Consider the following 13,060-nt stretch of genomic DNA (forward strand, 5'->3'; position numbering starts at 1 on the left):
CGCCCGGGCTGCCGGCGCTGGTTCCGGCGGCCAGCGGCGCGGCCGGCGCCACGGTCGCCGACCCGCCCGTCAGGCCGGCCGTCGCCGCCGCCGGCACCGCGGCCGCCATCGAACCCGCCGGGGCCGCCGACCCCACCGCGCCTTGGCTGACGGCCTGCAGGGGCGCGGTGTTCACGGCCTCGGTCGCGGCGTACTCGGCCGCACCGCCGTTCATGAGCTGCACAAACTGCTGATGAAACAGCGCCGCCTGCGCGCTGAGCTGCTGATACATCTGGGAGTGCGTGCCGAACAAGGCCGCGATGCCCAGCGAGACCTCGTCGGCGCCCGGGGGCAGCACGCTCGACGTCGGGCCCAGCGCGGCCGAGTTTGCTGAGCTGATCGAGGAGCCGATGCCGGCCAGGTCAGATGCCGCGGCCGCCACGTAGGCGGGCGTCGCGTTCACGTACGACATCTGCACCCTCCGACCAGGCCATGGCGGTCAAATGATCGCCCGGCCGCCAATCGCAGACTGGACAATCCAAATCGTAGGACTTGACCGGGCTTTTTGCGACTTTTTCGCAAGCTTCGTTCCGCGCCGGGACGCGCAAAGCCCGGACCGCCGACAAACGACAACCCGGGCTTTGCGGAACCGGACTACTTGATGATCTTGGTGACCCGGCCGGCGCCGACGGTGCGGCCACCCTCGCGGATCGCGAATCGCAGGCCCTCGTCCATGGCGACGGGCTGGATCAGCTTCACCGAGATGTTGGTGTTGTCGCCGGGCATCACCATCTCCGTGCCCTCCGGCAGCGTCACCACACCGGTCACGTCGGTGGTGCGGAAGTAGAACTGCGGACGGTAGTTGTTGAAGAACGGCGTGTGCCGGCCACCCTCGTCCTTGGACAGGATGTAGACCTGGCCCTCGAACTCGGTGTGCGGCGTGGTGGTGCCGGGCTTCGTCACGACCTGGCCGCGCTCGACGTCCTCGCGCTTGACACCGCGCAGCAGCAGCCCGACATTGTCGCCGGCCTGGCCCTGGTCGAGCAGCTTGCGGAACATCTCAACGCCGGTGACGGTCGTCTTGGTGGTTGACGGCCGGATGCCGACGATCTCGACCTCCTCGTTCACGTTGATGACGCCGCGCTCCACCCGACCGGTGACCACGGTGCCGCGGCCGGTGATGGTGAAGACGTCCTCGACGGGCATCAGGAACGGCTTGTCGGTCTCGCGGACGGGGTCCGGGATCGACTCGTCGACCGCGGCCATCAGCTCCTCGACCGAGGCGACCCACTTCTCGTCGCCCTCGAGCGCCTTCAGCGCCGAGACCCGGATCACCGGGGCCTCCTCGTCGAACTCCTGGGCGGCCAGCAGCTCGCGAACCTCCATCTCGACGAGCTCGAGCAGCTCCTCGTCGTCGACGGCGTCCGCCTTGTTCAGGGCCACCAGGATGTAGGGCACCCCGACCTGGCGGGCCAGCAGCACGTGCTCACGCGTCTGCGGCATGGGGCCGTCGGTCGCGGCCACCACCAGGATCGCGCCGTCCATCTGGGCCGCTCCGGTGATCATGTTCTTGATGTAGTCGGCGTGCCCGGGGGCGTCGACGTGGGCGTAGTGCCGCTTGTCGGTCTGGTACTCGACGTGCGCGATGTTGATCGTGATGCCGCGCTGACGCTCCTCGGGAGCGTTGTCGATCTGATCGAACGCCTTCGACTCGTTCAGGTCCGGAAACTTGTCATGCAGGACCTTGGTGATAGCCGCGGTCAGTGTGGTCTTGCCGTGGTCAACGTGACCGATGGTCCCGATGTTGACGTGGGGCTTGGTCCGCTGGAACTTCGCCTTCGCCACTTTTGTGTCCTCCGACTTGTTTGGTGCTTGTTAAGCAGTGTTGATGTTTTCCAGTTATGCCGCGGTGACCGCGTCAGCTTACTCGTAACGTTCCGACTACTCGCCCGTCGCCTTCGCAATGATCTCCTTCGACACCTGCGCCGGAACCTCGGCGTAGCTGTCGAACACCATGGAGTAGTTCGCCCGGCCTTGAGTCTTGGACCTCAGGTCGCCGACGTAGCCGAACATCTCGGACAGCGGCACGTGCGCCCGAACGACGCGCGCACCGGCCCGCTCCTCCATGGCCTGGATCTGGCCACGGCGGGAGTTCAAATCGCCGATCACGTCACCCATGTAGTCCTCGGGTGTGGTCACTTCGACCGCCATGATCGGCTCGAGGATCACCGGCTGCGCTTGCGCCGCAGCCTTTTTCAGCACCTGGGAACCCGCGATCTTGAACGCCATCTCCGAGGAGTCGACCTCGTGGTAGGCGCCGTCGAGCAGGGTGACCTTCAGGTTCACCAGCGGGTAACCGGCCAGCACGCCGTACTGCATGGCGTCCTGCGCGCCGGCATCGACCGACGGGATGTACTCCCGCGGGATGCGGCCACCGGTGACCTTGTTCTCGAACTCGTAGGTCGCACCGTCCTCGCCGGTGAACGGCTCGAGGTTGATGATGACCTTCGCGAACTGGCCCGAGCCACCCGTCTGCTTCTTGTGGGTGTACTCGACGTTCTGCACGACCCGCTTGATGGTCTCCTTGTAGGCCACCTGGGGCTTGCCCACGTTGGCCTCGACCTTGAACTCGCGGCGCATGCGGTCCACCAGGATGTCCAGGTGCAGCTCGCCCATGCCGCCGATCACGGTCTGGCCGGTCTCGGAATCCAGATGCACCTTGAAGGTCGGGTCCTCCTCGGCGAGCTTCTGGATCGACAGGGAAAGCTTCTCCTGGTCGCTCTTGGTCTTGGGCTCGATGGCGACCTCGATGACCGGGGCGGGGAAGGTCATCGACTCCAGCACGACCTGGTGGCTCGGGTCGCTCAGGGTGTCACCGGTGGTGGTGTCCTTGAGCCCGATCACCGCGTAGATGTGGCCCGCTGAGGCGCGCTCGACGGGGTTCTCCTTGTTGGAGTGCATCTGGAACAGCTTGCCCAGCCGCTCCTTCTTGCCCTTGGTGGCGTTGATGACCTGGCTGCCCGACTCGACGGTGCCCGAGTACACCCGGATGTAGGTCAACTTGCCGAAGAACGGGTGCGTCGCAATCTTGAACGCCAACGCCGCGAAGGGCTCGTCGGTGGACGCGTGGCGCACGACCTCCTCGTCCTCCTTGCCCGGCGGGTGCCCGACGGCCGGCGGCACGTCCAGCGGCGAGGGCAGGTAGTCGACGACGGCGTCGAGCATGGGCTGCACGCCCTTGTTCTTGAACGCGCTGCCGCACAGCACCGGGTAGATCTCCGAGGCGATGGTCAGCTTGCGAATCGCCGCCTTGATCTCGTCGACGGTGATCTCCTCGCCGCCGACGTACTTCTCCAGCAGGTCCTCGTCGGTCTCGGCGACGACCTCGAGCAGCTTGGTCCGGTACTCCTCGGCCTTTTCCGCCAGCTCGGCCGGGATCTCGACGGTGTCGTAGGTCTCGCCGAGCTTCGTCTCACCGCGCCACACCTTGGCATTCATCTCGACCAGGTCGACGACGCCCTCGAACTCGCTCTCCGAGCCGATGGGCAGCTGGATCGGCACCGCGTTGGCGCCGAGCCGCTCCTCCATCGTGCGCACCGAGAAGTAGAAGTCCGCGCCGATCTTGTCCATCTTGTTGACGAAGCAGATGCGGGGGACGTCGTACTTGTCGGCCTGCCGCCAGACCTGCTCGGACTGCGGTTCGACACCCTCCTTGCCGTCGAACACGGCGACGGCGCCGTCGAGCACGCGCAGGTTGCGCTCCACCTCGACGGTGAAGTCGACGTGTCCCGGGGTGTCGATGATGTTGAGCTGGTTGTCTTTCCAGAACGTCGTCGTGGCCGCGGAGGTGATGGTGATCCCGCGTTCCTGCTCCTGCTCCATCCAGTCCATGGTGGCGGCGCCGTCATGGACCTCACCGATCTTGTAGTTGATGCCGGTGTAGTACAGGATCCGCTCGGTGGTCGTCGTTTTGCCGGCATCGATGTGCGCCATGATGCCGAAGTTGCGGACCTTGCTCAGGTCGGTCAGCACGTCCTTCTGTGCCACAGAAGTCTTCCCACTCTTTCTACGTTGCTCAGTTACTTCGCTGTCGGTTTTGCGCCCGGCCGGCCACTCTGCCGGCGGCTATCACCAGCGATAGTGCGCGAAGGCGCGGTTTGCCTCGGCCATCTTGTGGGTGTCCTCACGCCGCTTGACGGAGGCCCCGAGGCCGTTGCTGGCATCCAGGATCTCGTTTGCCAGCCGCTCGATCATGGTCTTCTCCCGGCGTTGCCGCGAGAAGCTGACGAGCCAGCGCAGTGCCAGCGTGGTCGACCGGTCCGGCCGCACCTCGACGGGCACCTGGTAGGTCGCACCACCGACGCGGCGGCTGCGCACCTCCAGGGCCGGCTTGACGTTGTCCAGGGCCCGCTTGAGGGTGATGACGGGATCGGTGCCGGTCTTGTCGCGGGCATGCTCGAGCGCCCCATAAACAATGCGCTCGGCCAGCGATTTCTTCCCCTTCAGCAAAACCTTGTTCACCAGCTGGGTGACCAGCTGCGACCCATAAACGGGGTCGTTGACCAGCGGACGCTTGGGCGCGGGCCCCTTGCGCGGCATCAGCTCTTCTCCTTCTTGGCGCCGTAACGGCTGCGGGCCTGCTTGCGGTTCTTGACGCCCTGAGTGTCGAGCGAACCGCGGATGATCTTGTACCGCACGCCGGGCAGGTCCTTGACTCGGCCGCCGCGCACCAGCACCATCGAATGCTCCTGCAGGTTGTGGCCCTCGCCGGGGATGTAGGCGGTGACCTCGACCTGGCTCGTCAGCTTCACGCGCGCGACCTTGCGAAGCGCCGAGTTCGGCTTCTTCGGGGTGGTGGTGTACACGCGGGTACATACGCCACGGCGCTGCGGGCTGCCCTTCAGGGCCGCGGTCTTGACCTTGCCGATCTTGTCCCGACGACCCTTGCGGACCAGCTGCTGAATGGTTGGCATCTACCGGCTTTCTGTGTTCGGCGTCTCGCTAACGGTGTTCAAGTCTTTGTACTGCGGTTTTGCCCCGCCTTGGAGTAGTCTCCGTACCCCGCGGCCGGGTGTGTCGCACGCGCTCAGCGTCGGATTCATCCGTTGCTTCGTGGACATGCGAATTCGCCCGGCATCCACTTCCTTACGTCAGGCGCCGTAAGCCGCCAGGCACGAGCAACCACAATACCCGCCGCTGGTCTGGCAGGTCAAAGCGGCCCTAGGCCCACCTAGGCCGGGTTCGCGCTGTTGTGCGCGGTCCGCCGTTCCAGGCCCGCCGCGAGCCGCAGCACCATGTCGGAGAACAGCGCATCCGTGTCGATGTCGTCCATCACGCCGGTCATCTCCAGCAGCACGAAGCCGTGCAGCGCGGACCAGAACTCGAGCGCCGCGTAGAACGCCTCGTCACCGTCCAGGCCGTAGGAGGACAGCACCGCGATGACGGGCGCGGCCGCGTTGCGGGTGGCGGCGGTGTACTCGGGGTCGTCGCCGCCCAGCGGCATCCGGGTGAACGCCGAGTAGCGCCCCGGGTGGTGGTGGGCGTAGCTGCGGTAGGCACCGGCCATGACCAGCACCGCGTCGTCGCGAGCCCGGCCCTCGCCGACCCGGTTCAGCATCGTGATGATGTCGTCGATGACCCGGATGCGCACCGCCCGCCGCAGGTCCTCCAGGCTGTCCACGTGGTTGTACAGCGACGGCCCCTTGGTCCCCAGCTGCGTGGCCAGCGCGTTGATGGTCAGCGAGTCCCAGCCCTCCCGGTCCAGGAAGGTCAGCGCGCCGTCGACGATGCCCTCCCGGCTCAGCTTGGCCGGGCGCGCCGCCGACCGCCCGGCGCGTTGTCGCGCGCCGGCTGACGGCGGTTCGGGCTGAGCTGTCATGACTAATGACTCTAGTTGACGTCGGCGGGAAAAAGCTCCGACGGATCCGGGGTGGCGCCCCGTCGATGGGGGAGAAAAAAGTCTGCCATCGCGCAGGCAAATACACGTACGCTCAGTCCAGGAGATACCCGCCGAAGCGAAGGGGGCCCGCAGTGAAATGGACAACCATCGCGGGATCGCTTGCAACCTGTGTCATCGCGACGAGCGCAGCACTCGCCGGCCCGCAGCCCGCGGCGCAGGCCAAGAACGGCGACACCCACGTCATCGGGCAGGGGCTCGAGCAGACGCTGGATTGCAACGACGCCACCCTGATCGTCAACGGCACGAGTAACACCGTCAACGCGTTGGGCAACTGTTGGGCCGTGACGGTGATGGGCTCGGGCAACACCGTCATCGCCGACTCGGTGACCCACGACATCACCGTCTACGGCTATAACCAGACCGTGTTCTATCACAACGGCGCGCCGATCCTCTGGGACCGCGGCCGCGAACTGGGCATGACGAACCGGCTTCAGCAAGTGCCCGCCTGAGACACCAAGGGGGATCGACGAACAATGCGCGCAGCCCACATCACTGGTCACCCACGCGGACGCGTGGCCTACGCCGCGGCGCCGGCGCTCGCGGCGCTGGTGCTGGCCGCGTGCAGTTCGACCGCCAACCCGCCCGGCGGCGCTCCGACGACCTCCACGACGGCGACCACGACGGCGAGCAGCGGAACCGCCGCGCCGACGACGGGCACGAGCGGCGAAAGCACCACCGCATCGGTGGAGATCGGCAACACGCTGAACTACGGATCGATGGGGACCACGGCCAGCCTCGACTGCGCCACCGGCAAGTCGCTCAACGTCGCCGGTTCGAACAACACGCTGACGGTCACCGGCACCTGCGAGAAGGTGACCATCGGCGGCGCCAACAACAAGATCACGATCGACAAGATCAACACCAAACTCACGGTGCTGGGGATGGACAACACCATCACCTACAAGGACGGTGACCCGAAGGTCGACAACATCGGGTCGACCAACACCATCAACAAGGGCGGCTAACCGGCCGGCGCGCCGTGGCGGCCGGCGCCGCCGGCGAATCGGCCCGCCCCCTCCAGCGCCTCCCCGGCGACCCGGGAGATGCTGGCGAACTCCAGGTCGAGCGCCGCGGATTCCGGCAGTCCCCACTGGTGCAGGGCCGACAGCCGGTCCGAGCGCAGGCACTGCTGGGGCAGGGCGGCCAACTCGGCCGCCAACTCCTCGGCCGCCTGCCGGGATTTGCCTTTGGGCACAACGCGATTGGCCAACCCGATGGCGAGCGCCTCGTCGGCTTTGACACCGCGGCCGGTGAGGATCATGTCCATCGCCCGGCTGTGGCCGATCAGCCGCGGCAGCCGCACGGTGCCGCCGTCGATCAGCGGCACGCCCCAGCGGCGACAAAACACGCCGAACACGGCATCTTCCTCGGCCACCCGCAGGTCACACCACAGCGCCAGCTCCAGACCCCCGGCGACGGCGTAACCACTGACCGCGGCGATCACCGGCTTGGACAGCACCATGCGCGACGGGCCCATCGGTCCGGGACCGGTCCGGTGCACGACGTTGGCCTCCGGCGTGCCGAACGCCTTCAAATCTGCTCCCGCGCAAAAGGTTCCGCCGTCGCCCCACAGCACGGCCACCGACGCCGAGTCGTCGCGTTCGAATTGCTCGAACGCCGCGTACAGGGCCGTGGCCGTCGGACCGTTGACGGCGTTGCGCGCCGCCGGCCGGTCGAGGATCACCGTCGTCACCGGGCCCTTGCGCTCCACGCGCACCGGATCACTCATGTCGCCTCCAGGAGTTGGGTTGGTTCGCGCCGGTTGAGAAGCTCGGCGGCGAAGTCGTGGTACGCCGCGCGCAGCCGGTCGCCCGGCCACTCGGTCGGTAACAGCTCGTCGGGCAGCACCGGGTCGGTGAGCAGGTGCCGGACCGTCGCCGCGGCCACCATGAAGCGGCCGGGAATGTCGCGCGCCGCGGCCATCTCTGCGAGCAACCTGTGGCCCTGTTGCGCCCAGCCGGGCAGGTCCCACAGCCGGCCGGCCAGCTCGGCGGGGGCATCGTCGCGTGCCGTCAGGATTCGCACCCGGCCTTCGAGCTCGCGATCCAGATCCAGCTCCAGGTTGTCCGGCCGCATCCAAACACCTTCGCGCAGTTCGCCGAAGCGCTTGTTGTGCAGGGTGGTTCGCAGCGCCGCCCGGGTACGCGCGTCGTTGCCCACGCTGGTGACGATGAGCACGACCCAGTCGCCGTGCCAGGGGCGGACGCGTGGGTCGATGGCATCGTCCTGCCGGCGCTGCCGGGCCAGCAGGCGATCCGACAGCCGGTAGCCGTCGGCGGAGCGGATCAGGTCGCCGGCGCCGACCATGCGGGTCAGCGCGACCCGCAGCGTGGTCTCCTTGATGCCGAAATCGTTTGTCAGCCTGATCAGGTCGCTGGCGGTGGCCCATGCCGGGTGGGCACCGAGCAGCACGCTGAGCACCACCGACCGCGCCGTCATGTTGGGCATGGTTATCTACGCCTGCCTAGACCTGGGATGCCTGCCGGCCGTAGTCGCCGAAGGGCTCGTCGCGATGCCGCACCGCATCCCGGAAGCCGTGTTCGACCGCGTCGGCGACGAAGGCGTGCCCCTCGGGCGTGTGCCGGGCGATCCCGTCGAACACCGTGCTGACCATCCTGCTGGTGGCCACGCCCTGTTGCAGCAGGACGGAATTCAGCGCCAGCTTGACCATGATCAGCTGGTTGACCGGCACCGCCGCGATCCGCTCCACCAGCCGCTCGGTGCGCTCGTCGAGGTGCTCGGGGGCCGGGGCCTCGACCGCCAGGCCCCATTCGGCGGCCTGCGCGCCGGTGATGCAATCCCCGGTCAGCAGAAGGCGTTTGGCGCGCTGGTCACCGAGCCGGTGCGCCCACAGCCCCGCCGCCGGCACACCCCAGACGCGGGTGGGCGGGTAACCGATCTTGGCGTCGGCCGCGGCGATCACCTGGTCGGCGTGCAGCGCGATGTCGGTGCCGCCGGCCACGCAGTAGCCGTGGATCTTGACCACCGTCGGCTTGTCCGCGTGCATCAGGCTGGAGAACCCGCGCACGAAGCGGCTCATCATCTGGTAGTCGATCATGGGGTCCCACGGCTGATTCGGCAGGTGGTTGACCGCCTGGGTCTTGCCGTCGAGCACCGTGCCCTTGTATGCGCCCGTTCCGCCGGCCGAGCCGGTCTGGTCTGCGTAGGCGGACAGGTCGAAGCCCGCGCAGAAGCCCTCGCCGCGACCCGACACCAGGATGACGTGCACACCGGGGTCCAGGTCGGCCCGCTCCACCAGCGCCGAGAGCTCCAGCGGGGTGTCGGCGACGATCGCGTTGCCCTTCTCCGGCCGGTTGAAGGTGATGCGTGCAACCCGGTCGGTGACCTCATAGGTCATCGTTTTCAACTTGTCGAAGTCGACCGGCCTGATGGCGTGAGTCATGTTGTGGCTCAGCCCTTGACGAGGGCTCGCTCGAGGATGGGCGCGAGATCCAGGCCCGTCGGCATGGTGCCGTACGCGCCGCCCCACTGGCCGCCTAGCCGGGTGGCCAGGAAGGCCTCGGCGACGGCGGGGTGGCCGTGGCGCACCAGCAGCGCCCCCTGCAGCGCCAACGCGATGTCCTCGGCAACCTTGCGGGCCCGGTACTGGATGGTGTCCAGTTCGGTCAGGTCTTGCCGCAGCGGCTCGACATGAGCGGCCAGGCGCGGATCCTGACCGGTGCTCTCGTCCAGTTCGGCGAACAGCACCTCGACACATTCGGGCCGAGTTGCCATGGCGCGCAACGTGTCCAGCGCGCTGACATTGCCCGAGCCCTCCCAGATGCCCATCAGCGGTGCCTCGCGGAACAGGCGCGGCATGCCCGAGTCCTCGACGTAGCCGTTGCCCCCCAGGCATTCCAGCGCCTCGGCGGCGTGGCCGGTGGCGCGCTTGCACACCCAGTACTTGCTGGCCGCCAATCCGATGCGGCGCAGCAACGCCTCCCTGTCGTCTCCGCGCAACGCCTTGTCGGTGGCGCCGGCCATCCGCATCGCGACGATGGTGGCGGCCTCGGCCTCCACCGCCAGGTCGGCCAGCACGTTGCGCATCAGCGGCTGGTCGATCAGGTAGGCGCCGAACGCCTTTCGGTGCTGGGCGTGGTGGATGGCGCGGGTCAGGCCGGTGCGCATGCTGCTGGCGCTGCCCAGGGTGCAGTCCAGCCTGGTGAGGTTGACCATCTCGATGATGGTCGGCACGCCGCGGCCCTCCTCGCCCACCAGCCACGCGACGGCGCCGTCGTATTCGACCTCGCTTGACGCGTTGGCATGGTTGCCGAGCTTGTCCTTGAGGCGCTGCAACAACATTCGGTTGCGGCTGCCGTCGGGCAGGATCCGCGGCAGCATGAAGCAGGACAGGCCGCCCGGGGCCTGCGCGAGCACCAGGAAGATGTCGCACATCGGCGCCGAGGTGAACCATTTGTGACCGGTCAGGCTGTAGCTGCCGTCGCCGTTCGGGACCGCCTCGGTGGTGCCGGCGCGGACGTCGGATCCGCCCTGCTTCTCGGTCATCGACATGCCGGCGGTGATGCCGCGCTTGGTGGTGGCCAACTTGAGTTCGGGGTCGTATTCGCGATTGGTCAGCAGGGGTTCGTAAACCGCCGCCAGTTCGGGGTTGTAGCGCAGCGCCGGCACAACGGCGTAGGTCATCGAGACCGGGCAGGTGTGGCCGGGCTCGACGTTCCAGACCGACATCTTGGCGGCCCGCACCACGTGCGCGCCCGGGCGCTCGTCGGCCCACGGTGCGCCGTGCAGGCCGTGGGCGATCGCGGTGCGCATCAGCTCGTGGTACGCCGGGTCGTACTCGATCTCGTCGACGCGGTGGCCGTACTTGTCGTGGGTGTGCAGGATGGGCCGGTTGCGGTCGGCGAGCTCACCCCAGCGCTGGGCTTCGCGACCACCGGCGATCGCGCCCACCTCGTTCACCTCTTCCAGGCCCCATTGCCCGCCCTCGCGGATCAGGGCCTCGACGAGCACAGCGGACGTCGCGGGGTTGTAGTTGTCCAGCGGAGGAACCTGGTTGGTGACGACATGCGTATCTGGCATGCCCCCCATGTTACATTTTTTCAACAACCGCACAAGAGCTGTAACACGGCTAGCGGGGATGCGTGGCGAAGAACTCCCACAGCCGCCGGGTGGCGAAGGCGGGCCAGTCGTGACCCCCGCCGTCGACGGTGATCAGCACGACGCTGCGGCCCTCGGGGCATTCGGCCGTCGACGTGGTGACCGGGCCGTCGGTGCTGACGGCCGCGGCGCCGCACCGATCGACGTTGCGCCAGAACGCATTTGTCTCTCGTACCGGTGGGCCGTTGATGACGCTGAAGCCCGGCCCACCGTTATAGGGGACGAGATCGTCGGCGGTGCCGTGGATGTGCATGACCGACTCCGGGTGCGGGGAACCGCACGCGTTCAGCTGGGTGCCGGCAACCGGCCCGATCGCCGCGAAAATGTCGGTGCTGCACGCCAGGGTGTAGGACATGATGCCGCCGTTGCTCATGCCGGTGGCATAGATCTTGGCGGGGTCGATGCCGACGTTCTTGGTGATGTCGGCGACGGCCGCGCCGACGAAGCCGACGTCGTCGACGCCTTCGCGTCCGGAACGGCCGCAGCAGGTCTCCCCGTCAACGTTCCAGCTTCGGTCGAGGCCGTCCGGGTAGGCGACGGCGAACTTGGCCGAGTCGGCGACTTCGTCCCAGCCGAAGGCTCTTTCGGCTTGCTTCGCGCTCCCCGATACGCCGTGCATCACGACCACCAGGGGGGCCGAGGCGGGCAGCGCGGCGGGCAGGTACAGCCGATAGCCGCGCTCGTGTACGCCGACTCGGATGTGGTGGGCGCTGGCGCCCTTGACGAAGCCCGACGGCAGCGGCGGCGCGCAACCCGCGATCACCACCAGCAGGCCGAGCAGCATGACTACCCGACGAATCACGGCCCGAGTGAGCCTCAGCCGCTGGTCTTTTCGCGCAAGAACGCGATGTCGTCCTTGCGGCCCTCGTCGGCGGTTTCGCAGATCACCGGCGCGTCGGCGGCCTGGACCGCCGCGACGAGCAGCTCGGTGTCGATCTTGCCGCTGCCCAGGTTGGCGTGCCGGTCGGCGCCCGAGCCCGCCGCGTCGCGCGAATCGTTGCAGTGCACCAGGTCGATGCGACCCGTCAAGGCCCTTATCCGGTCGACCGCGTCGATCAGCTCCTCCCCCGCGGCCCAGGCATGGCAGGTGTCCAGGCAGAAGCCAATTCCCTTGTCCCCGATGTGATCCCAGAGCCTGCCGATCGTGTCGAAGTGGCGGGCCATCGCGTGGTCGCCGCCGGCGGTGTTCTCCAGGTACACCTGCACGTCTGTTTCGAGGTAGTCCAGCGCTTTGACCCAGCGCTCGAAGCCGGCCTCCATGTCGTTGTCGTCGGCGTGGCCGCCGTGCACGATCACCGCCGTCGCGTTGATCGCGGCGGCGGCGTCGCAGGTGTCCTGCAGGATCTTGCGCGACGGGATGCGGATCCGGTTGTTGGCCGATGCCACGTTGATGAGATACGGCGCGTGCACGTACAGCGGGATGGTCGACGCCTTCAGCGTCTCGGCGTCCTCACGCGGCTTCGGCTTCTTCCAGCTCTGCGGGTTGCCGAGGAAGAACTGCACCGCCTCTGCGCCGTCCGCCTCGGCGGCGGCGAGGGGATCGTCGTTGCGGACGTGTGAACCGATGAGCACGCGGCCCAGTCTAGTGACGGGTGGCGACGACGTGGCGCCCTCGCCCGCACCAATGGGCGGTGGCTGCCGCGAGGTGCTGATGTGGCTGATGTGGCTGACTTTCGCGGCCGGCAAGTCCGACTAAGCTTCCGCCTATGCAGGAACTGCGCGTCGATACCGCTGGCCTGCCAGCGATGGCCGGCCGATGGGCCGCCTCGGCCGAAGAACTAGACCAAGCGGCGGCTCCGGCGGGGTTGGGCTTGTCGTGCCAGGCCAGCGCGGCTGCCGTGAACGTGGCCCATGCCGACGTCACTGCGTTCACAGCGGCACTGGCGGCACGGGTAGGTACCCACTCACCCCACGTCGGTGAGGCCAACGCCGGCTACCTCGCCAATGAAGCCCAGTCGGCCGACGAGATGGAGGCTGTGGCCCCTCCGGTGACTGGCGTGTAGC

At 67.7% G+C, this 13,060-nt stretch carries 16 protein-coding genes; 4 read left to right on the forward strand and 12 right to left on the reverse strand.

Going from position 1 to position 13,060, the window contains the following annotated elements; genetic code table 11:
• The 6 genes from OQ968_RS19805 to OQ968_RS19830 all read right to left on the reverse strand — a co-directional run.
• Window positions 1–451: PE family protein (locus OQ968_RS19805; RefSeq protein WP_324680978.1), on the reverse strand; the 451-nt coding region annotated here is incomplete at its 3' end.
• Between the two features lie 182 nt (window positions 452–633).
• Window positions 634–1,824: an elongation factor Tu gene (gene tuf, locus OQ968_RS19810; protein ID WP_324680979.1), complete on the reverse strand. Its 1,191-nt coding sequence runs from the start codon at window positions 1,822–1,824 to the stop codon at window positions 634–636.
• 96 nt (window positions 1,825–1,920) lie between these two features.
• Window positions 1,921–4,026: an elongation factor G gene (fusA, locus tag OQ968_RS19815; RefSeq protein ID WP_324680980.1), complete on the reverse strand. Its 2,106-nt coding sequence runs from the start codon at window positions 4,024–4,026 to the stop codon at window positions 1,921–1,923.
• A gap of 81 nt (window positions 4,027–4,107) precedes the next feature.
• Complete coding sequence (gene rpsG, locus OQ968_RS19820; RefSeq protein ID WP_076061467.1) at window positions 4,108–4,578, reverse strand: 30S ribosomal protein S7; 471 nt, start codon at window positions 4,576–4,578, stop codon at window positions 4,108–4,110.
• Window positions 4,578–4,952, reverse strand: a complete 375-nt coding sequence (rpsL, locus tag OQ968_RS19825; protein ID WP_003879423.1) for a 30S ribosomal protein S12 — start codon at window positions 4,950–4,952, stop codon at window positions 4,578–4,580. The genes rpsG and rpsL overlap by 1 nt, the downstream gene beginning before the upstream one ends.
• 257 nt (window positions 4,953–5,209) lie before the next feature.
• Window positions 5,210–5,857: a TetR/AcrR family transcriptional regulator gene (locus tag OQ968_RS19830; protein ID WP_324680981.1), complete on the reverse strand. Its 648-nt coding sequence runs from the start codon at window positions 5,855–5,857 to the stop codon at window positions 5,210–5,212.
• A 152-nt stretch (window positions 5,858–6,009) separates the two neighbouring features.
• Here OQ968_RS19830 and OQ968_RS19835 point away from each other — a divergent pair, with 152 nt between their 5' ends.
• Window positions 6,010–6,387, forward strand: a complete 378-nt coding sequence (locus OQ968_RS19835; RefSeq protein ID WP_324680982.1) for a DUF3060 domain-containing protein — start codon at window positions 6,010–6,012, stop codon at window positions 6,385–6,387.
• A 24-nt stretch (window positions 6,388–6,411) separates the two neighbouring features.
• Window positions 6,412–6,903, forward strand: a complete 492-nt coding sequence (locus OQ968_RS19840; RefSeq protein ID WP_324680983.1) for a DUF3060 domain-containing protein — start codon at window positions 6,412–6,414, stop codon at window positions 6,901–6,903.
• On the opposite strand, the gene OQ968_RS19845 is transcribed toward OQ968_RS19840, so the two are convergent.
• The 6 genes from OQ968_RS19845 to OQ968_RS19870 are packed head-to-tail and all read right to left on the reverse strand — an operon-like array spanning window position 6,900 to window position 12,628.
• The gene (locus OQ968_RS19845) at window positions 6,900–7,667 is read right to left on the reverse strand and encodes a crotonase/enoyl-CoA hydratase family protein (protein WP_324680984.1); all 768 of its coding nucleotides are present in this window, start codon (window positions 7,665–7,667) and stop codon (window positions 6,900–6,902) included. The two genes, OQ968_RS19840 and OQ968_RS19845, sit on opposite strands and share 4 nt — an antisense overlap.
• Window positions 7,664–8,386 (reverse strand): PaaX family transcriptional regulator C-terminal domain-containing protein, encoded by a 723-nt coding sequence (locus OQ968_RS19850; protein WP_324680985.1) that lies wholly within the window; start codon window positions 8,384–8,386, stop codon window positions 7,664–7,666. Before OQ968_RS19850 ends, OQ968_RS19845 begins: the two co-directional genes overlap by 4 nt.
• Before the next feature lie 16 nt (window positions 8,387–8,402).
• Window positions 8,403–9,341 (reverse strand): crotonase/enoyl-CoA hydratase family protein, encoded by a 939-nt coding sequence (locus tag OQ968_RS19855; protein WP_324680986.1) that lies wholly within the window; start codon window positions 9,339–9,341, stop codon window positions 8,403–8,405.
• A gap of 8 nt (window positions 9,342–9,349) precedes the next feature.
• Complete coding sequence (locus tag OQ968_RS19860; RefSeq protein WP_324680987.1) at window positions 9,350–10,978, reverse strand: acyl-CoA dehydrogenase family protein; 1,629 nt, start codon at window positions 10,976–10,978, stop codon at window positions 9,350–9,352.
• A gap of 49 nt (window positions 10,979–11,027) precedes the next feature.
• The gene (locus OQ968_RS19865) at window positions 11,028–11,858 is read right to left on the reverse strand and encodes an alpha/beta hydrolase family esterase (protein WP_324680988.1); all 831 of its coding nucleotides are present in this window, start codon (window positions 11,856–11,858) and stop codon (window positions 11,028–11,030) included.
• A 14-nt stretch (window positions 11,859–11,872) separates the two neighbouring features.
• On the reverse strand, window positions 11,873–12,628 hold the full coding sequence (locus OQ968_RS19870; RefSeq protein WP_324680989.1) for a deoxyribonuclease IV: 756 nt from the start codon (window positions 12,626–12,628) through the stop codon (window positions 11,873–11,875).
• Between OQ968_RS19870 and OQ968_RS19875 the strand changes: the two genes are divergently transcribed.
• Both OQ968_RS19875 and OQ968_RS19880 read left to right on the forward strand, forming a co-directional pair.
• Window positions 12,621–12,752 carry a hypothetical protein gene (locus OQ968_RS19875; RefSeq protein WP_324680990.1) on the forward strand — a complete coding sequence of 44 codons (132 nt, stop codon included), beginning with the start codon at window positions 12,621–12,623 and terminating at the stop codon, window positions 12,750–12,752. The two genes, OQ968_RS19870 and OQ968_RS19875, sit on opposite strands and share 8 nt — an antisense overlap.
• 10 nt (window positions 12,753–12,762) lie before the next feature.
• Window positions 12,763–13,059, forward strand: coding sequence for a hypothetical protein (locus tag OQ968_RS19880; RefSeq protein ID WP_324680991.1), 297 nt, complete (start codon window positions 12,763–12,765; stop codon window positions 13,057–13,059).
• Window position 13,060: the final 1 nt, after the last annotated feature.

It is taken from the genome of Mycobacterium sp. 663a-19 (genome assembly GCF_035616495.1).
In the GTDB taxonomy this organism is placed as follows: domain Bacteria; phylum Actinomycetota; class Actinomycetes; order Mycobacteriales; family Mycobacteriaceae; genus Mycobacterium.